Origin of the sequence: Exiguobacterium sp. s70 (genome assembly GCF_018618315.1) — a bacterium.
Classification (GTDB): domain Bacteria; phylum Bacillota; class Bacilli; order Exiguobacteriales; family Exiguobacteriaceae; genus Exiguobacterium; species Exiguobacterium chiriqhucha.
In genome coordinates this window covers 92,171-117,249 of sequence record NZ_JACSLV010000005.1, presented here as the reverse complement: position 1 = coordinate 117,249, position 25,079 = coordinate 92,171, and the positions used below count along the sequence as shown (strand labels likewise).

The following is a 25,079-nucleotide window of genomic DNA, read 5'->3' as shown; positions in this document are numbered from 1 at the left end:
CATATGAAGTCCATTATACCGGATAAATGGATGTATTCAACAAAAAAATAGAAACTGACACGTATGTCAGTTTCTATTCGATCGTGAGGCGATACAGCTGGTCGTCCCCACTTCCAGGGTTGCCACGTCCGTCCGTATTGTTTGTGATGTAGTAAAGTCCGTCGTCTTCCAACCAGACGTCACGGATGCGACCTTTATCCTCGACGAGCGGGATGACCTCACGTGATTCCCGGTCGATGGCAATGAGGCGATTCCCGCGCAGCGTCGCCATATACACGTAACGATTGTCGGCAACGATGCCCGACGGTGCCCACGACGTCTCCCCGACCTCGAACCATGGTGTCTCGAGCCCATCTCGTTCTTGGTCTGCCTCGATGAGCGGCCAGCCGTAGTTGTTACCCTCTTCGATGATATTCACTTCATCGTGACCGGACGCCCCATGTTCACTCGCATAGAACGTATCCTCGATTTTCGTCAAACCTTGAGGATTGCGGTGTCCGGACGAATAAATCCAATCGGTCGGATTGCCCGCTCCGGATAATGGCACCCGTAACACTTTTCCGGCAATCGATGTCTCGTCTTGAGCCAGTTCCGGCACGAGCGCATCTCCGGTCGTGACCCAAAGCACGTCACCGTCGAGCAACAACCGTCCGCCGTTATGGAACTGGGCCCCTGGAATCTCATCGAGCACGACGTCCGTCTCTTCAAACTGATTGCCATCCCACGTCAACTCGACGACCCGGTTTTTGACGTTCCCGGGTGTCCCGTACGTATGATAAGCGTACAGTTGGCGTGACGTCGCAAAATCTGCGGTCAACGCGAGTCCGAGGAGACCGCCTTCCCCGATTTCAAGCACGTCCTCGTCCAAGATGACCGCTTGTCGGTCGAGATTCCCGTCCGCATCGATGACGGCAATCGTGCCGCCGCGTTCCGAGATGAGCCATCCGTCATCGGTTTTTGCGATTGACCACGGTGCCTCTAACTGTTCGACAATCGATTCGGTTGCACCGGTCGACACGTCGCCTTCCGGCTCAGTTGGTTCCGGCTCTGGTGCCGTATCAGACGGTGCTTCTTCGGTCGACTCTTCGACTGGTGCCTGTTCAGGTTCCGGCGCCTCGGTCGATTCCGAGGCACAACCGGCAACAAATACGAGCGACAAGATGAACATCCATCGTCTCAACATGATCGCCTCCTTTTCACCATCATACCGTGTCTTTAGTTATCGCGTGAAGGTTCAGGTGGGCTAACCGGTAAACGTAGTGCAATCAACAGTGCGATGAATGCGGCAAGTGCCGCACCGATGAAGACGGTGTTCAATCCTGTGGCGATGAGTTGTTCGCCTTGGAGCCTGACTGTCGCGTTTAGCGCCTCGGTCATACTCCGATTGAAGAACGATTCGAGTGACACACCGCTTAACCCGGGCTCGTCACGGAAGCCACTAAGGACGATGAAGTTAAACACGGCACCGAATACGGCGACACCGAGCGTCTGACCGACGGTACTCAAGAAGGAGTTTGCCGCCGTCGCGGTCCCGCGTTGACGATATGACACGACCGTCTGTAAAACGACGATGAACATCGGCTGCGACAAGCCGAACCCGACGCCGATAATGGCGACAGCGAGGTAGACGAACAGATCTGGGCTTGATTGCGTGAGCAGCGTCAAGATGATTGTCCCGATCAACAAGAGACTCATTCCTGTCACGGCTCGACGCCGTGGCGAGGCCGCGCCAAGTGTACGGCCGCCGATAATCGATGTGAACGTCCAAGCGACCGAGAGCGGCATCAGCATGAATCCGGCTTCCGTCGCCGATTTATCAAGTACGGCCTGGGCCCAGATTGGAATATAGGCCGACATCGAGACGAGCACCCATGCCGCGAAGAAGACGGCGCCATTGATGGATGCGATAATCGGTTGTTTCAATAAATCGAGCGGTAGTAACGGTGTTTTCGCACGCCGCTCTGATAAAAAGAAACTGGTAAGCAGAACGACACTGAACACGGCACTGACGATGATCGATGGTGTCCAGACGTTCGTTTCGCTGAACGTGATCAGTACATATAAGAATGCCGTCGTACCGAACGCGAACAACAGCGCCCCTTTGACGTCAATCCGCTCCGTCGTCTCGGTCACCGTCTCTTTATAGAAGACAATGATCATGATGAACGATAACAGTGCGAACGGTACGTTTAAGAGGAAGACGTAGCGCCAAGACAACGTCTCGACCAAGAACCCGCCGATGACCGGCCCGAGCACGCCCGAGACCCCCCAGACCGCGCTTAAGATGCCTTGAATCTTGCCACGTTCCTCATACTTATACAAATCGCCGATGATGGTCATCGAAATCGGCAATACCGCCCCGGCACCAAGTCCTTGGAGCGCCCGAAAGATAATCAATTGCTCCATCGATGTGGCGAGACCGCATAAGAGCGAGGCAAGGGTGAACAAACCGATCCCGAACAGTAGGACCCGCTTGCGACCGAACAAATCGGCCACTTTTCCATAAATCGGTGTCGACACCGCCGTGAACAGCAAGAAGGCGGCGAACACCCAACTCACGAGGGCGGCCCCGTTCAACTCGCTCGCGATGACCGGCGTCGCGACCGAGACGACCGTCCCTTCAATCGCCGCTAAAAAAGTCGCCAACAACAACGCGACCGTGACATTCTTTCTCATATCTGTCATCTCCCCAATAAAATAGTGGTGCCGGAAGGTTCCGAGCACCACTTCAACTGTCTATTATTTTGTGCGAGCGACGCCCGTTTGACAAGCCTCAACTTCCGATTCGAAAAAGAAACGTTTAATCTCAGCGTAGGCCTCCGTTTCGTCCGTTACGATAACGCGACCGGCGACCCGACCGTCCTTGAGCATCCACACTTCGTCAGCAAGCATCGCTGCGACGTCGAGCTGATGTGTCGAACAGACGATTGTCGCTCCACGCGCCGCTTCATCCCGTAACAGACCGCCGAGCAGATGCATCCATGTTGGGTCGAGTCCGTTCGTCGGTTCGTCGAGGAGTAGGATGTCTGGTTTGGTTACGAGCGCCTGCGCGAGCAAGAGCCGTTGTCGCATCCCTTTCGATAGCTTCCCAACGTGACGATGCCTCAGTTCATCGAGACCGACTCGCTTCAACAGTACCTTGTCCGGCTTCACACCTTGCCATAAGGCGTAATAGGCGTACGTCTCACCGACGGTCCAAGACGGGTCGAACCCAAAATCGTCTGGCATGTAACCGAACGTCTGATGGTACGCTTTCCCGTCACCAATCGTTCGACCGTTCAACGACACGCTCCCGACGCTTGGGGTGATCGTGCCGTTCATGAGATTCAACAGCGTCGATTTACCTGCCCCATTGCTGCCGCACAAAGCCACGATTTGACCCGCTTCTATCGTTCCGTCGAGCGGATGGAGCGCCCATGACTCGCCGTAACGTTTCCCTACTTGCTTAAGCTGAATCATGTCGACCCTCCCGTCGTAACCACCAGGCTGAAGCGGATAGCATCAAAAGAATAACCGTTGCGATTGTAAAACCGACGATGGCCGTGCCAATTGATTCATCGAGCCAATCAATAAACGTCTCATAGATGGCGCCGAACAAATCAGGTGCTGCTAAAACCGCGCTCACCCAGACACGCAACAGTTCAAATCCGTTCAAGAACAAAGCACCGATCATCGCTTCCGCCTGAATCCCATACGGCATCCAAGCAATGACACTCACGAGTATCGTTGGCCACAATAAAATCATGACGATCCAGATGAGGAAAGACAGAAGGACGGCTTGAAGTCGATTTCGACCGATAACGCCAACGAACGTCCCGAGCGCCGCCCCATACGCGATGAGTCCGATTGAATAGGTCCATAAGACGAACCATGTGGTGAGGGGCATCGATACGACGAATGAGGCGAGTGCATAGGCGAGCGTCACGATCAAAGCTTGCGTCGCGAGAAAAGCGCTGTATCGCATCCAAATGAGACGAAACATCGATAGCGGGTACGTCGTCAAGAGGCGCAACCGTTTTGACTCCCGCTCTCCTCCCCATTGGAGTGCCGTCGTCAACATGACGAACAGCGGCAAGACGAGACCGATAATCGTGAGTAGTGACGCGTTGACGTTCGTGTAGGCAGACGCCACTGGCAGTGCTTGTCCAAGACCACCGAGCAAGACGAGCGTCACCATCCAAGTGAACAGGAAGACGTAACTCTCTTTTTGACGCAACGTGCGCGACCACTCGATCCGCCAGAGCATCATTTACTGTCCGTGGCCTTCTGATGAATCACTGTCACTCATCTTGTTGTCATCACCCGTGTTCATTTTTTTATGTTGGTTCATCTCACCACGTTCCCATGAATGCTCTTTCAAGTCGTCGAGGTCCATGACCGTTCCGCCGTTCTCATCCGCATATGCCTCAGCGTCCGCTTTTTTTGCGAACGAGACAATATTGTATGCCATCGGCGTCTTCGACATCTTATCGTGGACGAACGTTCCTTCCTCGAGATCGACCCATTCTTTCGTGTTATAGTCTTTGACGTACATGGCCGCAATGTCTTCCTCGGTCTGTTCCGGATACCAGTCCCGCATCAAACAACCGATGTCATCGAACGCATAGCCTTTTCCGTTGTCCATGATTGCCTCGGCAGCGAACTGTTCGTCCATGATTTTCATGTTGCACACTTCACATTCGGTCTCGCTCCATTTGATGTCGAACGGTTCCGCTGCCGCACTTGAACACGCCCCTAGCGCGAGTGTCAATCCAGATACGGTAAGTAATCCTGCCATCTTCTTATAAGTAATCATCTTGTTTCCTCCCAAATCGCCATAATAACATCAATAATCCACTTAACACGGTCGCCCCGACTGTTCCTTGCCAAGTAAACTTGAAATTCGTCACAAGTGGCGCCGTGTCAATGAGCGTGACCTCATCGGGACTTCTGAGGACACGCTCGAGTACGGTCAGCCCGGGGGCCCCGTACAATAATTCAAACGCTTCATACGAATCGGCGAGCAAAAACAAATACGGGTCAGCCCGATACGGAATCTCGCTCTGTCCGTCCTCGGTCAAATCAAGCGTCAGCCCGCCCCATCTGTTGCCAGCAATCACGTTGTCAGCCGCTTTGAACGATATGACCGGATAGCGATTATGTGTCAAATCATTCCCGGCCAGGGTCATCCCGGTAGCCCGCTGCAACCGCAACGCGATATCATTTCCGTTCACTCCGTTATGATGGATTGCCGTCCACTCGGATTTCTCGGCGTAAATCCCCACGCGGTTCCCATGAATTGCATTCGCACGAACGGTCGTCTCGACCGCCTCGAACAGCATGAGCCCCATCCCCGTCGCACCTGTCTGGTCATGAATTTGTCCATTTTCGATGCTGACGCGCTCGGTTCCCATCACCATCGCGCCGGTTTCGTTATGGTGCAGGATGGGTGAGGTGATTGAAACGTCCGTCGGGAACATGAGATGAATGCCGTACCGTGAGTTCATAACGAGTGGCCGAACCAATTCATATCCGCTCCCGTCTTCGATGTAAATCCCGTCTCGGGCATGGTCGATGATGGCACCTTTAATCACCGTCGCTTCACTATTATGTACGGAGATGCCTTCTCCCCGACCTGTCCCGGTCACGTTCGGTCGAATCAACCGGACCCCGTGACTGTCCCTGACGGCAATCCCGGTCCCGGCTGCTTCGATTCTCGCATCGATGACTTGGTTGCCCAGCCCCTCGACGAGCACCGCGGGTACAGTCGTCCGTTCGCACTGTTCGATCTCGACGTTCTCGAGCACGGCCCCGATTCCTTCGAGTTGGAAAGCGGGTCGTTCACAACTGATGAACCGTTTTCCTGCACCGTTGAACGTTTCGTTCGATTGAATCACAATCGGTTCTTCGAGCAACACCGGTTCTGTGTCCGCTTGAACAGCTATCGGTGAGAAGAACCATAAAGCGAGTAACCAGCTTAGTCGTCTCATAACCCCTCCTCTTGATGAATCGCTTACAGAACATATTGTACGAAAACCCACGGGGGTATGTGTGTCGTTTTTATGGGATTCGTGTGACAGTTTCTTCATAAAAAAAACACAAGCGGCGAAGGGGTCATTTCGCTGCTTGTGTTGCTGTTATTTTGCCTTATCGGCCCATACTTTTGTGAAGTCTTGGAGCATCTCGTCTCCGGTCTTTTGACCGCCGACGTACGCTTGCATCAACGCGCCGTACTCGTTGACCGCGCCATCCGGATACTTGAACCAGTTCCATGAAATCGTCTTGCCTTCGTTCGAATAAGCCAAGATGTCGTCAGCAAGCGGACCGAGGTCGTTCGCTTCGATCGACTTGAACGCCGGAATGAATTTGAATTTGTTGACCATGTAATCTTTACCTGTATCAGATGTCGCCATCCATTCGAGGAAGTCTTTCGCTTCTTCTTTATACTTCGAGTTTTTATTGACGACCCAGTTGTTCGGGACGCCGACCGGGAGACGATCCATCTTCTCTTTGTCATCGTTGATTGGGATTGGGACGAAGCCCATCTCAATGTCCGGATTCACGTCGAGAATCATCTGTTGCGCCCAGTTCCCTTGCTGAAGCATTGCCGTCTCACCTTGAGCGAACTGTGTGACTTGCGTGTTATAGTCCGTCGTGAGCGGGTTCTTATTGCCGTATTTGATGGTGAGGTCAAACAGTTTCAAGAATTGTTGGAACTGCTCATTGTCCTCAAATTTTTCTTTATTCTCGTTGAGTGCCTGGATGAACGCATCCGGGTCGTCTTGTTGCGCCATCGGAATGTTGAGCAAGTGAATTCCGAGAATCCAAAACTCGGCATAACCGACCGAGAACGGTGTGATGCCTGCTTTATCCAACTTCTCAGCCGCATCCGTCAACTCAGACAACGTCTTCGGCAACTCACTGATGCCCGCCTTCTCGAACAGCTCCTTGTTGTAGATGAAGCCGTATCCTTCCAAGTTCATCGGCATCCCGTACAGTTTTCCGTCCATCGTCATCGGTTCCTTGGCCACTTCCGTCAAATCCCCGACCCACTTCTCGCCTGACAAATCTTCCAATTTGTCTTTCCATGTCTGAGCTTCGGTGAACCCGCCGTTATTGAAGATGTCCGGCTCGTTGCCTGACGCGAACTGTGACTTGAGCGCAGCGCCGTAATCGGCTCCGCCGCCGACCGTTTGAACGGTCACTTTGACGCCCGTCTCTTCCTCGTATTCTTTCGCCATCGCTTCAAGATCTTTGGCGATTTCCGCTTTGAACTGGAAGACGTTCAACGTGACATCTTGCTTGTCCCCGTTATCTGCGTTCGCATCGTTCGATCCTTCATCTTCCGTAAGCGACCCGCCGCCACAGGCCGCAAGCGTCAATACCATACCTGCCGTCATGACGGCAGTTGATAATTTCCATTTACGTTTCATTTCGCTTCCTCCTAAGTATAGAGTCGACAATCCTTCATCATTCGGTACACCCTAACTTTAGATGAAAACGCTTCCATTATGTAGGTGTCAAAATTGACGTGTAGGGTGGAAAATGTTGCACAGAAAACCAGGACTTTCTTATTGAAAAGAAAGTCCTGGTTTTAGTTTCTTCTATATAATTACAACAGGCTGATTCCAGCTTCTTCACATGCTGTGATCATCTCACTCGGCCAGACCGAAGATTGGACTTCACCGATGTGACGAGCACGAAGCAAATACATGGCGACACGCGATTGCCCGATGCCGCCCCCGATTGTAAGCGGGAGACGTCCTTCGAGGACCGCTTGGTGGAACGGGTACTTGCGTTTGTCTTCAGCTCCGGCTGTCACCAACTGCTCGGCAAGCGCTGTCTCGTCGACACGAATTCCCATTGATGACAGTTCGAACGCCGATTCGAGTTCTGGGTGCCAGACGAGGATATCGCCGTTGAGCGACCAGTCGTCATAGTCAGCCGCGCGACCGTCGTGCTTATCGCCCGAAGCGAGTGCGCCGCCGATTTGCGAGAGGAAGACCGCACCGTACGCTTTACAAATCGCGTGCTCACGCTCTTTTGGTGTAAGATCCGGGTAAAGGTCTTCTAACTCTTGGCTCGTCAAGAAGTGAATCGACTCTGGCAAGATCGCCTCAATCCCGTACATCGTTTCGACCGTCTGTTCCGTCTCGCGGAGTGCCGCGTAAATCGTTTCGACCGTCGCCTTCAAGTACTCCGTCGTCCGGTGTTCCCGAGCGATGACACGTTCCCAGTCCCATTGATCGACGTGGAGTGAGTGTGTCGCGTCGAGTTCTTCATCCCGACGGATGGCGCGCATCTGTGTGTACAACCCTTCACCGACTTCGAATCCGTAGCGGCCGAGCGCTTCACGTTTCCACTTCGCGAGCGACTGAACGATTTCGAGTTCATGCCCTGGATACTGCGTATCGAACTGGATGATGCGTTCGACACCGTTCAAGTGGTCGTTGACACCGCTCGCCGATGTGACGAACAGTGGTGCCTGAACTTGTGTGAGTCCGAGCGCCGTGCTGAACTTGTCTTCGAATGTCGCCTTCACTACTGTAATCGCCTGTTGTTTTTCCTTCATCTTGCTCATTGCTGTTGTTGTCATGTTTTCTTCCTCCAATTGTGGGATTTCGGGATGGAGCAATAGAAAAAAGCCCTCCAATCCCATGGACTATGGGACGGAAGGCTTCAAGCTCCGCGGTGCCACCCAAATTAGTAGACGAATCTACTCACTTTTTCGAGACGAACATCTCGTAGTTCCGATAACGGGGAACAGTCCGGCTACGTCTACTTGCAAAGCGTTCGGGTAGCGACTCCAGGAGGTTCTTCGACAGAGATTTCAGTCCGGGCTCTCACCTTCCCCGGCTCGCTTTGCTTACGTCTTCTGTGTACTCGTCCTTTCAATGTCGTTCACAATTGAATTGACCCAATTATTATCAATATTCAGACGAATGTCAACCACTTTTTCAAAAAAAAAATTCTCCCCCGTGTAGCGGACGGGGGAGATCCCTTGGGCAGGGTTATTTGATCGAGCCGCTCGTAATCCCTTTGATAATATGCTTTTGCATACCGAAGAAAAAGACGAGGAGCGGAACGATCCCAAGGACTAAACCAGCAAGTGCCAAATCCCATTGTTTTGTATATTGTCCGAAGAAATAGAACGTCGCGAGCGGAATCGTCCGCAGCTCGATGTCTCGGAGGACAAGTGAAGGTAAGAGAAAGTCATTCCAAATCCAAAGGCTGTTCAAGATGACGATTGTCACCGTGATTGGTTTGAGGAGCGGGAAGACAATTCGCCAAAACACGCCCCACGTCGAGCAACCGTCAATGATGGCCGCTTCTTCAATCTCTTCCGGAATCGACTTCATGAAGCCATGATATAAGAATACCGAAATACCAGACCCGAAGCCGAGATACATGACCATCAGTCCCCAATGACTGTTTAAAAGACCGAGCAGGCTCGACACTTTCACGAGCGGAATCATGATTGACTGAAACGGGATGACCATCGCCGCGACGAACAAGAAGAAGATGACGGTCGAAATCCAATGTTTTGTCCGGACGAGCTTCCAGGCCGCCATCGAGGTGAACAGCACGATAAGAAGGTTCGCCCCGGCCGTGATGAGAAGCGAGTTCAAGAAGACGCGTCCGTAGTTCATCGCCTCCCAGGCTTCTGTATAGTTCGACGCGAGCCAGACGCTCGGCAAGGCAGACGTGTTCGTGTAAATCTCGGCAATTGATTTGAACGAGTTGACGATGACGTAATAGAACGGGACGAGATATAACAGTCCAAGTAGAATCGCCACCAGTTCGACGAGACCGAGACCGGCCGTATATCCACCCGCCCGCAGCGGTTTTTGCGGTAGCAATCGCTGGGGAGATGAATCGACCTTCGCTTCGATGCGTTCAATTTTTTCTGTAGTCATGCCTCCACCTCCCGCTTTTTCGTCAAATAGACTTGAGTGACGGTAATCGCCGCGACGACAAGGAAGAAGATGACCGCTTTCGCCGAGCCGAGCCCGTAATTATTATTCACGAACGATTCTGTATAGATGTTCAAGGCGAGCATCTCTGTCGATTTGAATGGGCCTCCGTTCGTGAGCGACAAGTTCGTGTCGAACACTTTGAACGACCAGGAGATCGTCAAAAACAGACAGATGGTGATCGACGGCATAATCATCGGTAACGTGATGTGACGCAACATCTTCAACCGATTCGCCCCATCGATTTTGGCCGCCTCCAGCAAATCCGTCGGCACGTTTTGAAGCGCTGCGATGTAGATGACCATGACGTAGCCTCCGCCTTGCCAGATGGCGACGATGACGATGCCCCAAAAGGCTGTCCGGGCGTCACCGAGCCACGGCAGTTCGAACAGACTCCATCCGGTCAGTGCCCCAATTGATTCAAAGCCCTTCACATAGATAAACTGCCAAATGAATCCGAGAATGAGCCCGCCAATCAAGTTTGGCATGAAAAAGACGGTGCGCAGGATATTGCGTGTCTTAATGTTCATCGTCAACAGTAAGGCCAGTAAGAAACCGACGATGTTCGTCAAGATGACGGCCACAATCGTGTATTTCGTCGTAATCCAGAACGAGGCGCGGAACTGTTCATCCTCGAATAGAATCCGCTGATAGTTGTCCCACCCGACTACGTTCAACTGACCCGTCACACCGTTCCAATCCGTGAAGCTGTAATAAATCCCGTTTATGAACGGTATGAGCACAATCGCCACAAACGCCAAAAAGGCCGGACCGACGAATGCGATAAAACTCGCTGGTTTCTTCCAATTTCGTCTTCGCTTGTGTTGTTTTGGTGTTTCTGTCATGTTCATCGCCTCCACTATCAACTTACCTTCAAACAACCAAAATGAAAACGGATACATTTGACGGAAAGGGTGGAATATATTGCACTCAATGGGTGAATTATACGAGACGATGCGTTATGATAAACTCAATGACAACACGAACGAGTCTTCCTGAATGAAGAATTAAACCTTGATTCTAAGTCGATTCACGAATGAAATGAAATAAACCGATTACAATGTTCGAAAGTGGAGGGATTTTATACATGACGACGATTAAACCGTTATCCGACCTAACGATTGCCCAACAAGCCGAGATGTTGCCCGTCAAAGAGATTGCGGAAAAGCTCGGTTTACAAGAAGATGACCTCGACCTATACGGGAAATATAAAGCCAAGTTATCCTTCGACGTCATCGATCGGATGGCGACTCGCGAAGACGGGAAGCTCATTCTCGTCACGGCAATCAATCCGACTCCAGCCGGTGAAGGAAAGTCGACCGTGACCGTCGGGCTCGGCCAAGCGCTCAACCAACTCGACAAACAAGCGATCGTCTGTTTGCGAGAACCGTCGCTCGGGCCGACAATGGGCTTAAAAGGCGGTGCCGCCGGCGGAGGATTCAGCCAAGTGTTGCCGATGGAAGACATCAACCTTCACTTTACAGGCGACATGCACGCTATCACCGCGGCCCACAACACGATTAGCGCCATGCTCGACAATCATCTCCATCAAGGGAACGACCTTGGCATCGATGTCCGGAAAATCGTCTGGAAACGTGTGCTCGACTTGAATGACCGGGCGCTCCGTCACGTGACGATTGGCCTTGGCGGTAGTGCCCATGGCGTACCTCGTGAAGACGGCTTTGATATTACGGTCGCGTCTGAAATCATGGCCATCCTCTGTCTCGCCGATTCGTTGACTGACCTCGAGGCACGCATCAAGCGAATCGTCGTCGCATACGATCGGGACAATGAGCCGATCACGGCCGAACAAATCGGTGCGGCCGGTGCCGCGACACTGCTATTGAAAGAAGCGTTCAAGCCGAACTTGGTGCAAACACTTGAACAGACACCAGCCCTCGTTCATGGTGGTCCGTTCGCCAATATCGCGCACGGATGCAACTCATTGATTGCGACGAAAACCGCGCTCAAGCTCGGTGAATATGTCGTCACCGAAGCTGGTTTCGGAGCCGATCTTGGCGCCGAGAAATTTTGTCATATCAAGTCACGCATCGGAAAATTGAACCCGGACGCCGTCGTTCTCGTGGCAACAGTCCGTGCTTTGAAAATGCATGGCGGTGTCGCCAAAGACCAACTCCACGTCGAGAACGTCGGAGCTGTCGGAAACGGGTTAAAACTTCTCGCCAAACATGTCGAGACGATGGGGAAACTCGGTTTGCCGACCGTCGTCGCCCTCAATCGATTCAATTCGGATACAGCCGAAGAGTTGGCGTCCGTCCTCGATTGGTGTGAAGCGAACCACATTCGAGTGGCGCTCAGTGAAGTGTGGTCGAATGGTGGACAAGGCGGTCGTGCCCTCGCCGAGGCCGTCATCGACACGATTGAGTCGAATGAGAGTTCGTTTACCCCGCTCTATGCGTTAACCGATTCCATCGAACAGAAAATTTTGACGATCGCCCGTGAAGTGTATGGAGCGGCCGACGTCACCTTTACCGCAACCGCGAAAAAACAGATGGCACAAATCGAAGCGAACGGCTGGCAGAGCTTGCCGATTTGTATGGCGAAGACGCCGTTCTCGCTCTCGGATGACCCGACGAAACTCGGATACCAACACGGCTTCACCGTGACGGTGCGAGAGTTGAAACCGTCGGTCGGCGCTGGCTTCCTCGTCGCCTTGACAGGTAACGTCTTGACGATGCCGGGTCTGCCGAAACAACCGGCCGCCTTGAATATGGGGATTGATGAGACTGGGAAAGCGATTGGCTTATTCTAATCAAGACAACGGAGGGATAGGGATGGACGTCACGGAACATACGTATGCGGACGGATACCGGACACAACTATTGCACGTCAAGGCCAGACAACCGATTGGAAATTGTTTCATTTTCCATGGGATGCTTGAACATCATCAACGTTATGTCGAATTCGCTGATTTTTTGTCAGAAATTGGTTTTAATGTGTTTCTGTGCGACCTTCGCGGCGCCGGTTCCTTGGCCCGAACCCAGTCCACTTACGCTCATCTATCTCCACACGAAGGATTTGATCAAATGGTCGACGACGCCATCTCGCTCCTCGATCACTATCAAGATGAATTGCCGACCGTCGTCCTCGGCCATAGTTTCGGCTCGTTGCTCGCGCGTCGACTCGGTCAACAGTTAGGTCATCGATTGGCGGGTGTCATCGCCGTTTCCCCGCCCCCGCATTCTGGATTGATTGGACGTGCCGGACTGTATGCGATCGATTTGGCCATTCGGTTCAAAGGGAGCACCCATGAATCCCGTTTATTCGAACGCTTGTTGTTCGGGCGATATAACTTGAAATTCTTACCCGCCACGACCGAGAGCGATTGGATTTCTAGTGTCCCCGAGGAAGTGACCGCCTATATGAACGATCCGGACTGTGGTGGGATTCCGACGCTCGGATATTTACACGAGGTAGCAAAAGCGTCACTCGATGTGACCTCCGCCGCCCGGATACAAGAACATCCGAAAACACTACCAATTTTGTTCGTCGTAGGTGCCGATGACCCCGTCGTACATGACGGAGAAGGACTCTCCGGAATCGTCCGCAAACACCAGGCCGCCGACATCGAATTGACCGTGCTGTCTTATGATCAGGCTCGCCACGAAGTGCTTCGTGAGCGCCAACGCCAAGACATCTGGACGGACATCGGCGACTGGATGCATCAAACGATACGAATCGCAAAAAGAACCTCCATTTCCTAGGAGGTTCTTTTTGTTTACCAAAATCATACAATAGGATTCTAATTCATTTACCTTTTTTGTAATTTAGATTCTTCTTTCCAATTTTTAAGTGCGCTATACTTAGACCGCACACTAAAAGAATACACATATTTTGATACGTATTCACCGAAAGGGGTAACACATTGAAGCCAACGATCACACGATTGAGCACGGCCGTCCTCATCTCTAGCACGGTGTTGAGCACGCTCGTCCCCGCTCATTCATATGCAGCAACATACGAAGGAACAGTGAATACATCGATTTTAAATGTTCGTTCCGCCACATCTACCACTTCGGATATTGTCGGGAAATTGACCGAAGGCGAAACCGTTCAAGTGTATACGACGAACGACAACTGGGCTCAAATTGAATTCGAAGGCGAAAAGCGCTACGTATCGTCGACTTATTTGACACTCAAATCGACCGTCACGAAAACGGCGACGACCGCCTCGACGACAGCGACGTCTGCTTACAAGGCTGATGCGAACGTCAACTTGCGCTCATCGACATCGACGTCTGCCAACGTCTTGACGACCATCCCGAAAGGCGCGACCGTCACTTATATCTCTTCGCACGGCGCAACCGGTTCATGGATGAAAGTGACGTACGGCAAGTACACCGGTTACGTCGTAGCTCGATACTTTACGCCGTCGGCTCCTGTCGAAACACCATATTACGCGAACAAGACAGCGGTGCTATACAACTCGACCGGTTCGGGCGCGACGAAACTCGCGACGATTCCGGCTGGTGCCAAAGTGACGCATCTCGCCTCACTCGGCGCGACCGGCTCATGGTTTAAAATCCAATATGGCACGAAAATCGGCTACGCTCCATCCCGTAACTTCTCGACGTCACTATTGACTCCAGATACGTCGACGCCTGAAACGACGACGCCTTATTTTTCAATCACAAACGTCGCCCTTTATAACAGTTCGGCCTCAGGCGCGACGAAGATCGCGACCATCCCTTCGGGTGCCCAAGTCGAACAAATCGCAATGGCAGGACTCAGTTCGTCCTGGTTCAAGATTCGTTACAATGGCGTCACCGGCTATGCCGCAGCCCGTAACTTCTCGAAGACGAAGCCGGAAGTCGTCGTACGAACGCCTTATTACGCCGCTCGCGATCTCGTCTTGTATAAATCGTCTGCCTCGGGTGCAGATCGTCTCCGGACCATCCGCGCCGGCAGTAAAGTGACACAAGTATCGGATGCTGGACTCGCGAGCTCATGGTTTAAAATCGAGTATGACGGTGTCACCGGCTATGCCGCAGCTCGCAACTTCTCGACGACACCACCAGAAGTGATTGTCATCAAGCCTTATTACGCGATTCGGAACGTAGCGATGTACAGTTCGTCCGCCTCGGGCGCAACGAAAATCGATACGATTCCATTCGGTGCGAAAATCGAACAAATCTCTCAAAGCGGATTATCGAGCTCATGGTTCAAAGTCCGCTATGACGGGAAAACCGGTTATGCCGCTTCACGTCACTTCTCAGTCGAAAAACCGGAGGTGATTGTCGTGACAGATTACTACACGACGCAACGAGTCGTCCTCTATGACCGGTCGGCATCACCGAAAACAAAAATCGCAGTCATTCCGACAGGGACAAAAGTTCAGCAAATTTCTGAGGCCGGATTGACCAGCTCGTTGTATAAAATCAAGTACGGCTCGCTCACGGGCTATGCGACCGCGAGTTACTTTGCGGACAAGCCGCCAGTACCAGAAGAACAGCTCGAATCAGAACGTGAAGTCGAGGTCGTCGTCGCGAACAACGGGACGCTGAACGTGCGCAATAAAGCAGTTGATGGCGCCGTCATCGGGACGCTCGCGAACGGGACGGTCGTCAAAGTGAAGCCAATCGTCGGTAGCGACTGGGGTGTCATCTCATATCTCGTCAACGGCTCGCTCGTGAAAGGGTACATCTCCCTCACGTATACGAAACCGTACACACCGCCTGTCGCCGGCAGTAAGGAAATGGTCATCACCGAAACGGCCTATCCATACACGCTCGCATCGATGGTGACGACGCAACGCAACGTGTTCGCCCAGTCGGACGCCTTCCGGGCTGCGAACGCCTATGTACCGAAAACGTATATCACTCGCGCGACACCGACCGCCACGACAGGGACGATCAGTTCGACGGAACTCATGACGACTTCATTCCAATATTTGAAGGCAACCGCTTCAACAGCCGCAGCAAACTTGGGCGGCTTGTCGACGAATACGAAACTTGAGTACCTCGGCACACAAAAAGTCGGTTCGACGACTTGGTATAAAGTAAAATCGGGTCTACTGACCGGATACGTCAGCGCTGCCAACGTCGCTGGTAATGTCAAGGTATTGAAAGACGCTTCTATGACAGCTCACTCGTTCGGGGTGCTCAACCCAGGTGAGACGGTGAGCATCACTGGTGAGCTCGGACAATATTACACAATCAGCTACTATCGCCCGAGTGGATACAACATTCGCGTCTATGACCGGTCTTGGCGTCTTGCGACGGATGAGGAAATCACACGTCACGTGTCACCGTCTTCGTTCGCCACGACGTCACGGGAATATTTCCAGTTCCTCGATTTGTCGAAGGGAGCCGATTTGACGGCGCCGGTCTTGAACAAGTCGCTCGTCGGTAAAGGGATTTTAGATGGACGCGGTCAAGCGTTCATCGATGCGTCACGTACGCACAACGTCAACGAAATTTACCTATTGTCGCATGCATTGCTTGAAACCGGTCATGGGACGTCCGCCCTCGCCACCGGGACAGTTGTCTCGAGCGTCGACGGCAAGGCCGTCACACCGAAGACCGTCTACAATATGTACGGAATCGGTGCGATTGATGGGAACGCCCACGTCAAAGGGGCTGAGCGCGCTTATAAAGAAGGTTGGTTCACACCGGAAGCCGCCATCATCGGCGGTGCCAAGTTCATCGGGGATTCGTATATTAACAACCCGAGCCGGAAACAGAACACGCTCTATAAAATGCGCTTTAATCCATCAAATCCTGGGACGATGCAATATGCCACGGATATCGCTTGGGCGACGAAACAAACCGCCAACATCTACAACATGTATCAACAGCTCGACGCCTACACGCTTTACTTCGAAGTTCCAAAATTCCAGTAAGACACAAAGAGACACGCAGCCGACGTTGGCGCGTGTCTCTTGTTATGTCCATTCAATGGAGTCGATAATCGATTCAATCTCTACTTTTTCATTCGTCACTTCATCGGCGACGTACGTCAAAAACAGGAGTCGTTTCCCGTCTGTGAGTGACCAGACGTCGAGATGCATCCCGTCCTCGATTCCGCTCGCATAGGCCGTCGTCATACCGCCTGCCTCCGTCGTGACGCTCGGGGCGACTTTGACGTCAATCGGGAACTCGCCTAAAAATGTGTTCAACTCTTGGAGAGCCGCGTCGCTCGGCGCTTGCTCTTCCTCGGCTTCATAGATGGACATCTGAAGCGTCCCTTGGGCGTCGGCTTCTACCGAATAAAAGCTGACATGGTCTTCTTCTTCATTGTATTCAAAGTGTTCTGGGTAGGATAGACGGATCCAACCGTCAATCTCGTATTCCTTCATGCTGTTTGCTCCTTCGTCTTCTTAAATGCTAGACCTGTCACCATCTTCGCTTGGAGCGCATATTTGAGGCGCTCGGTCACGTAAAGACGTTGACTGTTTTGGTCTTGGGCAATCATGTGCCCGAATAAGTTCAATCTTACGGTTTGATGTGATAAAAAATAGAGTCGGTCCGGGTCTAACGGTCGATATTCGCCTGAATCTTCGAGATGCTCAATCTCGAAGCGACGCAATACGTTGAGCGCGCAATATTGATCCGTCTTCCCGGTGCTCGTGTGCAACTCGACTCGAACAAGCTGAATATCGTATGGGCATAGGTTCATAAAAATTGGACCGATTCGTTCATGGATGAGCAACACTCCCATATCCGTCTCAATCAAATCGGGGAGTGCCTGCTTGTCTTGTGAGATGCTCAAGACGACATAAGGACGTTCAGTCGGTGCGAGCAATTCCCCTTTAAAAAAGCGGAATCGTTGGATGCCGGTCAATACACGGGCTCGCCAGGCACTGCCCCGAGCTTCCGCTTCAATCCGATATAGCCTTTCTCGACTCACGACTACTCCCCCTTCAATTGTTTGAGCGACGCGACGAATCGTTCCCACTCCTTGTCGTCACAGACGACCTTACTTTCAATTCCCCATTCTTCCTCGATCTTCAAACGTACTTCGTTCGTTTCGAGATGACGCGTGAGCTGAAGTGCCCCAATTTGAACGGATAGCGGTTCGACGATGAACTCATTCGTCGCCGGGCCGATCCATTTCAATCGTTCCGTTCGAAGAATCACCTGCCAGTCCGACTCGCGATTAATCGAGAACATCCATTGGCGAAGCTTCGTCTCGTGGTTGAGTTGTTTGGATTGTTTCATCATCCGAAACCCTTCGCTCATCATCTGTAAATAGGATTTACGCTCACTCATGCCCCATCCACTCCTCTCCTCTATTATCTTAGCAAGACGACCTAGCCGCAACAACCAATGTTTTTTCAAAAAAGGGTTTGCAAAGCTAAAATCCTGTGCTATTATATTACCGTAACGTTAAGCGTTTCGCGGGTGTAGTTTAATGGTAAAACCTCAGCCTTCCAAGCTGATGACGAGAGTTCGATTCTCTTCACCCGCTCCATTTTAAAATTTCATATGCGGGTGTAGTTTAATGGTAAAACCTCAGCCTTCCAAGCTGATGACGAGAGTTCGATTCTCTTCACCCGCTCCAATTACCGACATATACGCGAGAATTTGCTCGCACACATAACCGCACGGTGTCCCGTGCAACAAGCAGAACGTCATTCGACGTTCTGCTTTTTTTGTTTTTCAGCATAATAGCACCGAATTCAACAACGCTTAAATGACGTTAATTCGGGAAAAGGATGGAAGACAAGAAGGAGGGATTCCTGTGATTCAAGTACGTCTTCAACCGTTCACCGTATACGAGAGTGCTTTGATGCGCACGACTTCGACGTTAATTGAGACGAACGAAAGCTTGATTGTGATTGATCCGACCTGGTTGCCCGAAGAAATCGCCACGATTCGCCGGGACGTCGAATTACGACGCCGGGGGAAAAAGCTGTATGTCATCTATACGCATCAGCACTATGACCATATCATCGGGGCTTATGCGTTCCCCGATGCCACCGTCATCGCGTCTCAAGCGTTCGTCGAGACGGATGCGAGTTCTCAGCTCGATGAGATTCAATCGTTCTACGAACAGTATTACATCGATCGTCCCATCATCAAACCTGCTGTTGATATTATGATTTCGGAAGATGGTACCCTCGCCCTCGGCTCTACGCCCATCACGTTCTTATTGACGCCTGGTCACGAGTCGACCCACATGTCTTTAATCGTCGAGCCGTTACGTCTGCTCGTGTGTGGCGATTATGCCTCCAATATCGAGCCCCCGTTCATCGAACACGATGCCGAGGCGTATTTGACGTCGTTGCAGAAACTTCAAGCTGCCATTTACGAGTATGAGATTCGGTGGCTCATTCCTGGCCACGGCGACTTGTGTGACGACCGTAGCAAAATGATGGAGCGACTGAGCGCCGCCGAAGAATATATCCTCGCCTTGCCAGAAGAACGCGTCTGGTCTCCGCATTGGCCCGAACACGCTTTCTTCCAGCGCGTCCATGAACGTAATCGGAAGCACGTCGAGCAAAAAGCAAAAGATCGCGAGTCGCGGCAACAAGATTATTGACACAAAAAAAATCGCAACGTCTCCCCAAGACGTTGCGATTCCCCCCTATTATGTAGACCTATTTCTTTGTGACGCGTTCTGAACGGACCGTGAACATACGGTCAATCCCATAAATGGTCACGCCGGTGACAGCGAGCAATCCAATCATAGCTGATGAAAACATTGACCATACCCCCATTGTTCACAAATTCGTCATAATCACCCCGTGCCTTCATTATAGAAGAAAATAATTCAAAAAGAAAGCGTTTTCTTCAAAGTTTCTTCACAATTCTGTCACGCTTCTCTTTTTACTTTTGCTTGTCTAGCCTTGCGCAAATATGTGTAGGTTTTGTGGAATGTGGGAATACACTCTATAAGAATAAAAGAGACAGAAAGCTGTTCGTTGAGGAGGAAGAGGCATGATCAAGTATGGCACGTTGGTGCGGGTCGAAGGGAAATACGCCGTGTTACGTTGGAACAACGGCTCGAGCTTTATCCCAAGACGATTCTTGCCATCAGAAGCACGTGTTGGCGATACCATCATTCGAGATAACCACCATTACTATCTCGAAGAAGACATGACACCCAATTTCGATGCGCTGATTAAACAACATTATAAAAAGTAGACAAAGACAGACCGGTTTCTTTCCAGTCTGTCTTTGTCCGTTCATTTCGTTCGGTCATGCAGCCAGTCGAAATCGACCGGTCCGACTTGTTTGGCCGTGATGATGCCGTCTGGCCCAATTACGTAGGTGGTCGGGAGCGCGACGACACGATACGTCTTCTCCACCGTCCCCGTCTCGTCCAATAGGATCGGGAAACTGACCGGCACTTCCTGTAAAAACGCATCGACGTCTCGTTTACCGAGCCGCTCGTTTTTCGTCGCATTCACCCCGAGCACAGGGATGCCTGTATCTTCGCCGAATTCAATCAACTCTGGCAACTCTTCCCGACACGGTGGACACCACGTCGCCCAAAAGTTCAGGATGACTTGTTGCCCTTCATAGTCGGCGAGGGACACCGGCTGCCCTTCCGTCGTCTCGAGCTCGAACTGTGGCGCCCGCTGTCCGACTTCAAGACCGCCGAGCACGCCGTCGTCCGTGGCGACTTCGACCGTCGGCTCACTCGCTTGACTCGTCTTGTACTCGTCGTAACCTTTATAAGCCAATCCTCCGATGAGGCCGGCCATGATGAGACTGATTGCTAGTTTATGAAATCGCATGATTTACCCCTTGTTCTGTGGACTGTTCACTCCTAAACTTAACTTATCACATCATTCAAAGGAGAGTAACTATCTTGCAACTTCACAATGAGAAAGTTAGCCTCATCCTAAAAGCGCACGGCGCCGAAATGACAAGTTGGAAAGTCGAAGGAACGGAGCTCCTTTGGCAAGGCGACCCGACGTATTGGGGGCGGCAAGCCCCAATCCTATTCCCTTTCGTCGGAAGGCTGCTTGACGACCGCTACTTATATGAAGGACTGACATACACGATGAGCCAACACGGATTTGCACGAGACGAACTGTTCGAGGTCGCCGAGGCTTCGGACACACACGTCCGGTTCATTCTTCGTGATTCGATCGAGACCCGTAAACACTATCCGTTCTCATTCGAACTGAACGTCATCTATCGCTTGATCGGCGAAGAGTTGAATGTGACGTACCACGTCGTCAATCGGGATGATGTCGTACTCCCATTCAGCATCGGCGGACATCCGGCCTTCAACATTCCGTTTGCCGGGGGCACGTTCGAAGACTATACGATTGACTTTGGGGAGACACGAACACTCGACCGTCTCTTGCTCGAAGGACCTTACTTGACGGGTGCTTATCAACCGCTTGGGGAACGTCGTTATATCCCGTTGACGCATCATTTGTTCGACCAGGACGCCCTTATCTTTGAACAAATCGAATACGCGGCGCTCCGGCATCAGCCGAGCGGCCGGGCCATCGTCATGGAATCCCCCCAGTTCACCCACTTCGGCATCTGGTCACCTCCACATTCCGACGCCCCGTTCGCCTGTCTCGAGCCGTGGTTCGGACATGCCGACTATAAAGGGCACCGGAAAGACATCCTCCATAAGGAAGACATGCAACTGCTCGAACCAGGCGAGTCGTTCGAAGCGACTTACACCTTGTACATGGAATGAAAAACGTGCTGACCGCTATGGTCAGCACGTTTTGTTAAAAGCGACTGTCTTGCTCCGCCTCATACTCTGAAGGCGGTTTTTTCATGACGATGGCGAGGACGATATAAATCAGAAGACCTGGACCTCCAAATAGGGCGAGAACGACGAAGATGATTCGCATCAATGTCACATCGACACCTAAGTAGTTCCCGAGTCCCGAACAAACACCAGCAATCATTTGATTCGACGGATCTTTATACAGTTTTCGTTCCATCAAGACACCTTCTCCTCCAGTTTTTCGTTAACGCTGTGGTCGACGGAGCGTCGTTCTGCCACCTGTCGCCACTTCTCCACGACTGTCGAAATCGAGCGCATCGTTGATTGGGGTACTGCCTGATTTGACTTCAATCCGACGTCCGTACAAGCCTCGATTATCGAGCGAGGCGGCGATGATAGTCGCGACGTCCGTTTCAGAAATCGTTGCGTCACTCGCATCACTCAAATCTTCTGATGCCTCAATCGAGCCTTTCCCTGGACCATCTACGATTGTCACTGGGCAAATGATCGTGTAGTTCAAACCGCTATGTTCGATATACTCGTCAGCCGCATTGTTAGCAGACAAGAAGTTGAAATGTTCTTTTGGTGCAGCGTCTGGTTGATCGGCGCCGTAAGCGCTGAGCAAAACGACGTGGCGGACCCGTTCTTTTTTCGCAGCATCGATAGCTTTCATGGCGACGTTGCGGTCCAGCAGTTCGATTTCTTTGCTCGAACCTTCTGCCCCAGCCGTTGCTGCGATGATGACGGCATCCTGTCCGGAAGTCGCCTCGTGTATCCCTTTATCCAATTCTTTCTCGACGTCGACGGTGAGCACACGCGCACCCATTTTTTCATACTCTGCCTGTAGTTCAGGATAACGAATTAAAGCGGTCACTTGATGCGTTTTCGCTAAACTTTTCAATACACGTCTACCGATCTTTCCTGTTGCTCCAATGACTAAAACTTTCATTCAAATTTCCCTCCTCAAAAGAGTAGTTCATTTGATTAAATTTCCTCTTTCGGGATGGAATCAAACCCTTTTCGCAAAATTATCTAACAGTTCCCCACATCGTTAAGTCGAGGGCATCGCGAACGGCTTGAACACTCGCTTCGGTCGGTTGATAGTAATAGACGTTATCGATGTAGGCGTCTTCCCCTTCGATTTGAAGTTTGTCCACCTGTGGTTGTAGCACCATCGTCATTCCGATTGAAGCCATTTGCAACGGGTTCATCTCAAGCCCCATCTCGTCTTTCATAAAGCGATACGTTGCCGGGATTTTTGTCCAGCCTGTTGGACTGGCCAATTTATCGGCGACGGCTGACATGACCTCGGTCTGTCGATTCGATCGCGCCCCATCCGTATCTGTTTTCCGATGACGAGCATAGGCGAGCGCCATATCTCCGTCCATGGCGTACGAGACACCTTCCGTGTATTCATACGTCTGATTGAAGCCTTTCTCACTGAACGAGTGGGTCGCCGTCACGTTGACGCCGCCAACCAAATCAATCAGTTCCATGAACGTTTCGAACGTGATGACGACTTGACCGTCGACAGACGCTTCGGTCAATCCCTCTACCGCTCCAACGGTACAGTCAGCACCGCCATATGCGAAGGCATGGGTGATTTTATCGCCTTCTCGCTCTGGTTCACAAGGAATCGCCGTATACGTGTCACGTGGAATCGAGACGTTTTGGACAGTGCGGGAACGCGGCACGAATTCCATCAGCTGTAACGAGTCGGTCCGTGATCCTGATAACGATTCTCCGACCCGGGCATCACTGCCCATGACTAAAAACGTGACCGGACGTGTCGCCATATAGCCGGCCCCAATCATCAAGAGCAACAGGACGAGAAGCAATTTCCCTTTCCATTTGCGACGGCGTGGTTTTTCCTTCGGAGCGGCCGTCTCCCGTTTGGCGTGCGTCCGTTCCGGCTCTCGTGTTTTCTGTCTGGGCTCACGTCGTTCATCTCGGCGCGGCTTCGACTTACGCTTCTTACCGAAGGGAAGACTTAGTTTCGGTTTTTTGACGTTGAGCGATTTCTTCTTGCGTTCCGACGGCGTTTCCTCCGAACGATTTAAAAACGGATGCTCGCCCTGCCCTGTATCTGTCGGTCGATTCGAATCATTGTTAAACTTGTCTTCTACTTGCCCTTGGTGCTGGGGCGTCTCGTGTCGAGCCTCTTCATCTAGTCGAGCTTGTTCGTCTAGCCGGGCTTGTTCGGTTAATCGTTCGCGTTCAAGCTCCCGTTTCCGTCGTTCGACACGTGATAAGTGTTGATCGTCATTCATATGCTGTACCTCTAGTATGGTTAGATTTTTCTACATTATCATCGACAAACGCTATTCTGACAACGGTTAGCGCAAAAATCCGTCTTAAGCATGAGACGGAATGGTTGTTTTGAATCGAAACCGGGAAAGGAATAATAATTGGTGTCTGCCCATCTGTGGATGGATAGATTGTTCGACGTCCTCTCGAAAGGAGGGAGAGCTAATGCGTATCGGGAAGTTACGGATGTTGCTGGAACAATACGGTGAAGCCACGCTTCGCGATGTAATTGTCGAGATGTATCGCAACATCCCAAAAACCGTGATTGAAGAGAAAGACATCGACTTTATGGTCAGCCAGTTCACGCGCTATAAAGAACAAAAGTCGTCAGACGAACGTCATTCGCTCTCACAGACCATCATCCTCGCTGAGCGCTTTGTCGAATTGGCATATGACCATTTATATTTAGTACCCAATCAAGTGATGAGCGAACGGGATCAAAAAAACTGGTACATTCACGCTAAAAAGATTATTCGCGACCTCGTCCATTACGCTGACGATGAGCCCGAGGCTCGGACGATGTATGAAGAAATGTTTTTGTTGCTGTCGTCTTCAGCGGGAGAAGAACCTCTATTCACGACAAGTGACCCGTTTCGACTATTAAAATTGTCTCAAACCACGATGTTATCCCAACTGATTCAATATTATCAACTCGACGCCCCCGCCCCTGCCGTTTGGATCGATCGGTCTTTGTATACCGCGCTCCACGTCCCAAAAGATGTCGATTCCACCCGGGTCGATTTGCTCTCGACCCTCCTCGAGCAATCGTATAGTATAGCTGAATGGAACTTGCTCCACGAACGCCTCACCACGTTGTGCGACCGTACGTTAGCGAAAGCCCAGACAGACGATAATGCGCTCGCCGATTATCAAGCTTTAAAAATGCTCGAGCTAGAATTGCTCGTCGAACGCGGCTTGTTATCTGAGGCCGAACAAAAATTGTTCGCCGAATATATCCCGTTCTTCTCGCATCGTTCTGAACCGTTCAAAGTGTATGTCAATATGCTTGAAAGTCATGGACATACGAATGAAACGAAACGATTGCGTCGTCTCGCCAAAGAAAAGCGCATCCAGTTGTAACCTCATGCTGCATACGAAAAAAAGGGAGTCAATCGACATCGTCGGTTGACTCCAATACATGATATGAACGAG

24 protein-coding genes, 2 tRNA genes and 1 other annotated feature are annotated in these 25,079 nt (G+C 51.5%); of the genes, 9 read left to right on the top strand and 17 right to left on the bottom strand.

From position 1 onward, the window contains the following. Window positions 1-73: 73 nt before the first annotated feature. The 10 genes from KNP84_RS12045 to KNP84_RS12000 form a co-directional block, all read right to left on the bottom strand. Entirely contained in the window at window positions 74-1,180 is a 1,107-nt protein-coding gene (locus KNP84_RS12045) for a PQQ-dependent sugar dehydrogenase (RefSeq protein ID WP_251131240.1), read from the bottom strand. A 35-nt stretch (window positions 1,181-1,215) separates the two neighbouring features. Then, window positions 1,216-2,676 (bottom strand): MDR family MFS transporter, encoded by a 1,461-nt coding sequence (locus KNP84_RS12040; RefSeq protein WP_215114863.1) that lies wholly within the window; start codon window positions 2,674-2,676, stop codon window positions 1,216-1,218. A gap of 63 nt (window positions 2,677-2,739) precedes the next feature. After that, entirely contained in the window at window positions 2,740-3,459 is a 720-nt protein-coding gene (locus KNP84_RS12035; RefSeq protein WP_215114862.1) for an ABC transporter ATP-binding protein, read from the bottom strand. Then, window positions 3,446-4,246 carry an ABC transporter permease gene (locus KNP84_RS12030; protein WP_215114861.1) on the bottom strand — a complete coding sequence of 267 codons (801 nt, stop codon included), beginning with the start codon at window positions 4,244-4,246 and terminating at the stop codon, window positions 3,446-3,448. The genes KNP84_RS12035 and KNP84_RS12030 overlap by 14 nt, the downstream gene beginning before the upstream one ends. Window positions 4,247-4,249: 3 nt before the next feature. Continuing rightward, window positions 4,250-4,795 (bottom strand): nitrous oxide reductase accessory protein NosL, encoded by a 546-nt coding sequence (locus KNP84_RS12025; protein ID WP_215114860.1) that lies wholly within the window; start codon window positions 4,793-4,795, stop codon window positions 4,250-4,252. Beyond that, window positions 4,782-5,969, bottom strand: a complete 1,188-nt coding sequence (locus KNP84_RS12020) for a NosD domain-containing protein (RefSeq protein ID WP_215114859.1) — start codon at window positions 5,967-5,969, stop codon at window positions 4,782-4,784. The genes KNP84_RS12025 and KNP84_RS12020 overlap by 14 nt, the downstream gene beginning before the upstream one ends. A 147-nt stretch (window positions 5,970-6,116) precedes the next feature. Further along, window positions 6,117-7,412 carry an ABC transporter substrate-binding protein gene (locus KNP84_RS12015; protein WP_021067831.1) on the bottom strand — a complete coding sequence of 432 codons (1,296 nt, stop codon included), beginning with the start codon at window positions 7,410-7,412 and terminating at the stop codon, window positions 6,117-6,119. Between the two features lie 179 nt (window positions 7,413-7,591). Then, the gene (gene asnA / locus KNP84_RS12010; RefSeq protein WP_021067832.1) at window positions 7,592-8,575 is read right to left on the bottom strand and encodes an aspartate--ammonia ligase; all 984 of its coding nucleotides are present in this window, start codon (window positions 8,573-8,575) and stop codon (window positions 7,592-7,594) included. Between the two features lie 66 nt (window positions 8,576-8,641). After that, window positions 8,642-8,883, bottom strand: a binding site (T-box leader). 107 nt (window positions 8,884-8,990) lie between these two features. Then, window positions 8,991-9,896: a carbohydrate ABC transporter permease gene (locus tag KNP84_RS12005; protein WP_021067833.1), complete on the bottom strand. Its 906-nt coding sequence runs from the start codon at window positions 9,894-9,896 to the stop codon at window positions 8,991-8,993. Beyond that, window positions 9,893-10,798: a carbohydrate ABC transporter permease gene (locus tag KNP84_RS12000; RefSeq protein ID WP_021067834.1), complete on the bottom strand. Its 906-nt coding sequence runs from the start codon at window positions 10,796-10,798 to the stop codon at window positions 9,893-9,895. The genes KNP84_RS12005 and KNP84_RS12000 overlap by 4 nt, the downstream gene beginning before the upstream one ends. 242 nt (window positions 10,799-11,040) lie before the next feature. Between KNP84_RS12000 and KNP84_RS11995 the strand changes: the two genes are divergently transcribed. The 3 genes from KNP84_RS11995 to KNP84_RS11985 all read left to right on the top strand — a co-directional run bounded on the left by KNP84_RS11995 (window position 11,041) and on the right by KNP84_RS11985 (window position 16,815). After that, window positions 11,041-12,726: a formate--tetrahydrofolate ligase gene (locus KNP84_RS11995; protein WP_215114858.1), complete on the top strand. Its 1,686-nt coding sequence runs from the start codon at window positions 11,041-11,043 to the stop codon at window positions 12,724-12,726. Between the two features lie 22 nt (window positions 12,727-12,748). Beyond that, window positions 12,749-13,678, top strand: a complete 930-nt coding sequence (locus tag KNP84_RS11990; protein ID WP_021067836.1) for an alpha/beta fold hydrolase — start codon at window positions 12,749-12,751, stop codon at window positions 13,676-13,678. Window positions 13,679-13,839: 161 nt separating this feature from the next. Further along, window positions 13,840-16,815 (top strand): SH3 domain-containing protein, encoded by a 2,976-nt coding sequence (locus tag KNP84_RS11985; RefSeq protein ID WP_215114857.1) that lies wholly within the window; start codon window positions 13,840-13,842, stop codon window positions 16,813-16,815. A gap of 42 nt (window positions 16,816-16,857) precedes the next feature. Here the strand turns inward: KNP84_RS11985 and KNP84_RS11980 are convergent, their stop codons facing one another. The 3 genes from KNP84_RS11980 to KNP84_RS11970 are packed head-to-tail and all read right to left on the bottom strand — an operon-like array spanning window position 16,858 to window position 18,184. Beyond that, complete coding sequence (locus KNP84_RS11980; protein WP_021067838.1) at window positions 16,858-17,271, bottom strand: hypothetical protein; 414 nt, start codon at window positions 17,269-17,271, stop codon at window positions 16,858-16,860. Then, window positions 17,268-17,822 carry a hypothetical protein gene (locus tag KNP84_RS11975; RefSeq protein ID WP_021067839.1) on the bottom strand — a complete coding sequence of 185 codons (555 nt, stop codon included), beginning with the start codon at window positions 17,820-17,822 and terminating at the stop codon, window positions 17,268-17,270. Before KNP84_RS11975 ends, KNP84_RS11980 begins: the two co-directional genes overlap by 4 nt. 2 nt (window positions 17,823-17,824) lie before the next feature. Next, window positions 17,825-18,184, bottom strand: coding sequence for a hypothetical protein (locus tag KNP84_RS11970; protein ID WP_021067840.1), 360 nt, complete (start codon window positions 18,182-18,184; stop codon window positions 17,825-17,827). Window positions 18,185-18,312: 128 nt separating this feature from the next. On the opposite strand from KNP84_RS11970, the gene KNP84_RS11965 reads away from it, so the two are divergent. The 4 genes from KNP84_RS11965 to KNP84_RS11950 all read left to right on the top strand — a co-directional run bounded on the left by KNP84_RS11965 (window position 18,313) and on the right by KNP84_RS11950 (window position 20,062). Beyond that, window positions 18,313-18,386 (top strand) — tRNA-Gly (locus KNP84_RS11965). 16 nt (window positions 18,387-18,402) lie between these two features. Next, a tRNA-Gly gene (locus KNP84_RS11960) sits at window positions 18,403-18,476 on the top strand. Between the two features lie 180 nt (window positions 18,477-18,656). Continuing rightward, on the top strand, window positions 18,657-19,457 hold the full coding sequence (locus KNP84_RS11955) for an MBL fold metallo-hydrolase (RefSeq protein WP_021065283.1): 801 nt from the start codon (window positions 18,657-18,659) through the stop codon (window positions 19,455-19,457). A 398-nt stretch (window positions 19,458-19,855) separates the two neighbouring features. Then, the gene (locus tag KNP84_RS11950; RefSeq protein WP_016508383.1) at window positions 19,856-20,062 is read left to right on the top strand and encodes a DUF3006 domain-containing protein; all 207 of its coding nucleotides are present in this window, start codon (window positions 19,856-19,858) and stop codon (window positions 20,060-20,062) included. Between the two features lie 41 nt (window positions 20,063-20,103). Here the strand turns inward: KNP84_RS11950 and KNP84_RS11945 are convergent, their stop codons facing one another. Beyond that, the gene (locus tag KNP84_RS11945) at window positions 20,104-20,658 is read right to left on the bottom strand and encodes a peroxiredoxin family protein (RefSeq protein ID WP_131472443.1); all 555 of its coding nucleotides are present in this window, start codon (window positions 20,656-20,658) and stop codon (window positions 20,104-20,106) included. Window positions 20,659-20,732: 74 nt separating this feature from the next. Here KNP84_RS11945 and KNP84_RS11940 point away from each other — a divergent pair, with 74 nt between their 5' ends. Further along, a complete protein-coding gene (locus KNP84_RS11940) occupies window positions 20,733-21,584 on the top strand; it encodes an aldose 1-epimerase family protein (protein ID WP_251131239.1) in 852 nt (283 codons plus the stop codon). A 34-nt stretch (window positions 21,585-21,618) separates the two neighbouring features. On the opposite strand, the gene KNP84_RS11935 is transcribed toward KNP84_RS11940, so the two are convergent. From KNP84_RS11935 to KNP84_RS11925, 3 genes are all read right to left on the bottom strand, one after another. Further along, the gene (locus tag KNP84_RS11935; protein WP_021065279.1) at window positions 21,619-21,837 is read right to left on the bottom strand and encodes a PspC domain-containing protein; all 219 of its coding nucleotides are present in this window, start codon (window positions 21,835-21,837) and stop codon (window positions 21,619-21,621) included. Window positions 21,838-21,864: 27 nt separating this feature from the next. Continuing rightward, complete coding sequence (locus tag KNP84_RS11930; protein ID WP_021065278.1) at window positions 21,865-22,569, bottom strand: NAD(P)H-binding protein; 705 nt, start codon at window positions 22,567-22,569, stop codon at window positions 21,865-21,867. Window positions 22,570-22,648: 79 nt separating this feature from the next. Next, a complete protein-coding gene (locus tag KNP84_RS11925) occupies window positions 22,649-23,890 on the bottom strand; it encodes an LCP family protein (protein WP_215114856.1) in 1,242 nt (413 codons plus the stop codon). Between the two features lie 202 nt (window positions 23,891-24,092). Between KNP84_RS11925 and KNP84_RS11920 the strand changes: the two genes are divergently transcribed. Further along, on the top strand, window positions 24,093-25,007 hold the full coding sequence (locus KNP84_RS11920) for a hypothetical protein (RefSeq protein ID WP_021065276.1): 915 nt from the start codon (window positions 24,093-24,095) through the stop codon (window positions 25,005-25,007). Window positions 25,008-25,079: the final 72 nt, after the last annotated feature.

What these genes read in the sequence shown, in the direction of transcription:
- KNP84_RS12035 (WP_215114862.1), bottom strand. Translation starts at nt 3,459, where the DNA reads ATGATTCAGCTTAAGCAAGTAGGGAAACGTTACGGCGAGTCATGGGCG.
- KNP84_RS11935 (WP_021065279.1), bottom strand. Translation starts at nt 21,837, where the DNA reads ATGGAACGAAAACTGTATAAAGATCCGTCGAATCAAATGATTGCTGGT.
- KNP84_RS11990 (WP_021067836.1), top strand. Translation starts at nt 12,749, where the DNA reads ATGGACGTCACGGAACATACGTATGCGGACGGATACCGGACACAACTA.
- KNP84_RS11920 (WP_021065276.1), top strand. Translation starts at nt 24,093, where the DNA reads ATGCGTATCGGGAAGTTACGGATGTTGCTGGAACAATACGGTGAAGCC.
- KNP84_RS11950 (WP_016508383.1), top strand. Translation starts at nt 19,856, where the DNA reads ATGATCAAGTATGGCACGTTGGTGCGGGTCGAAGGGAAATACGCCGTG.
- KNP84_RS12030 (WP_215114861.1), bottom strand. Translation starts at nt 4,246, where the DNA reads ATGCTCTGGCGGATCGAGTGGTCGCGCACGTTGCGTCAAAAAGAGAGT.
- KNP84_RS12000 (WP_021067834.1), bottom strand. Translation starts at nt 10,798, where the DNA reads ATGACAGAAACACCAAAACAACACAAGCGAAGACGAAATTGGAAGAAA.
- KNP84_RS11945 (WP_131472443.1), bottom strand. Translation starts at nt 20,658, where the DNA reads ATGCGATTTCATAAACTAGCAATCAGTCTCATCATGGCCGGCCTCATC.
- KNP84_RS12025 (WP_215114860.1), bottom strand. Translation starts at nt 4,795, where the DNA reads ATGATTACTTATAAGAAGATGGCAGGATTACTTACCGTATCTGGATTG.
- KNP84_RS12040 (WP_215114863.1), bottom strand. Translation starts at nt 2,676, where the DNA reads ATGAGAAAGAATGTCACGGTCGCGTTGTTGTTGGCGACTTTTTTAGCG.
- KNP84_RS11995 (WP_215114858.1), top strand. Translation starts at nt 11,041, where the DNA reads ATGACGACGATTAAACCGTTATCCGACCTAACGATTGCCCAACAAGCC.
- KNP84_RS12015 (WP_021067831.1), bottom strand. Translation starts at nt 7,412, where the DNA reads ATGAAACGTAAATGGAAATTATCAACTGCCGTCATGACGGCAGGTATG.
- asnA (WP_021067832.1), bottom strand. Translation starts at nt 8,575, where the DNA reads ATGACAACAACAGCAATGAGCAAGATGAAGGAAAAACAACAGGCGATT.
- KNP84_RS11980 (WP_021067838.1), bottom strand. Translation starts at nt 17,271, where the DNA reads ATGAAGGAATACGAGATTGACGGTTGGATCCGTCTATCCTACCCAGAA.
- KNP84_RS11930 (WP_021065278.1), bottom strand. Translation starts at nt 22,569, where the DNA reads ATGAAAGTTTTAGTCATTGGAGCAACAGGAAAGATCGGTAGACGTGTA.
- KNP84_RS11970 (WP_021067840.1), bottom strand. Translation starts at nt 18,184, where the DNA reads ATGAGTGAGCGTAAATCCTATTTACAGATGATGAGCGAAGGGTTTCGG.
- KNP84_RS11925 (WP_215114856.1), bottom strand. Translation starts at nt 23,890, where the DNA reads ATGAATGACGATCAACACTTATCACGTGTCGAACGACGGAAACGGGAG.
- KNP84_RS12005 (WP_021067833.1), bottom strand. Translation starts at nt 9,896, where the DNA reads ATGACTACAGAAAAAATTGAACGCATCGAAGCGAAGGTCGATTCATCT.
- KNP84_RS12020 (WP_215114859.1), bottom strand. Translation starts at nt 5,969, where the DNA reads ATGAGACGACTAAGCTGGTTACTCGCTTTATGGTTCTTCTCACCGATA.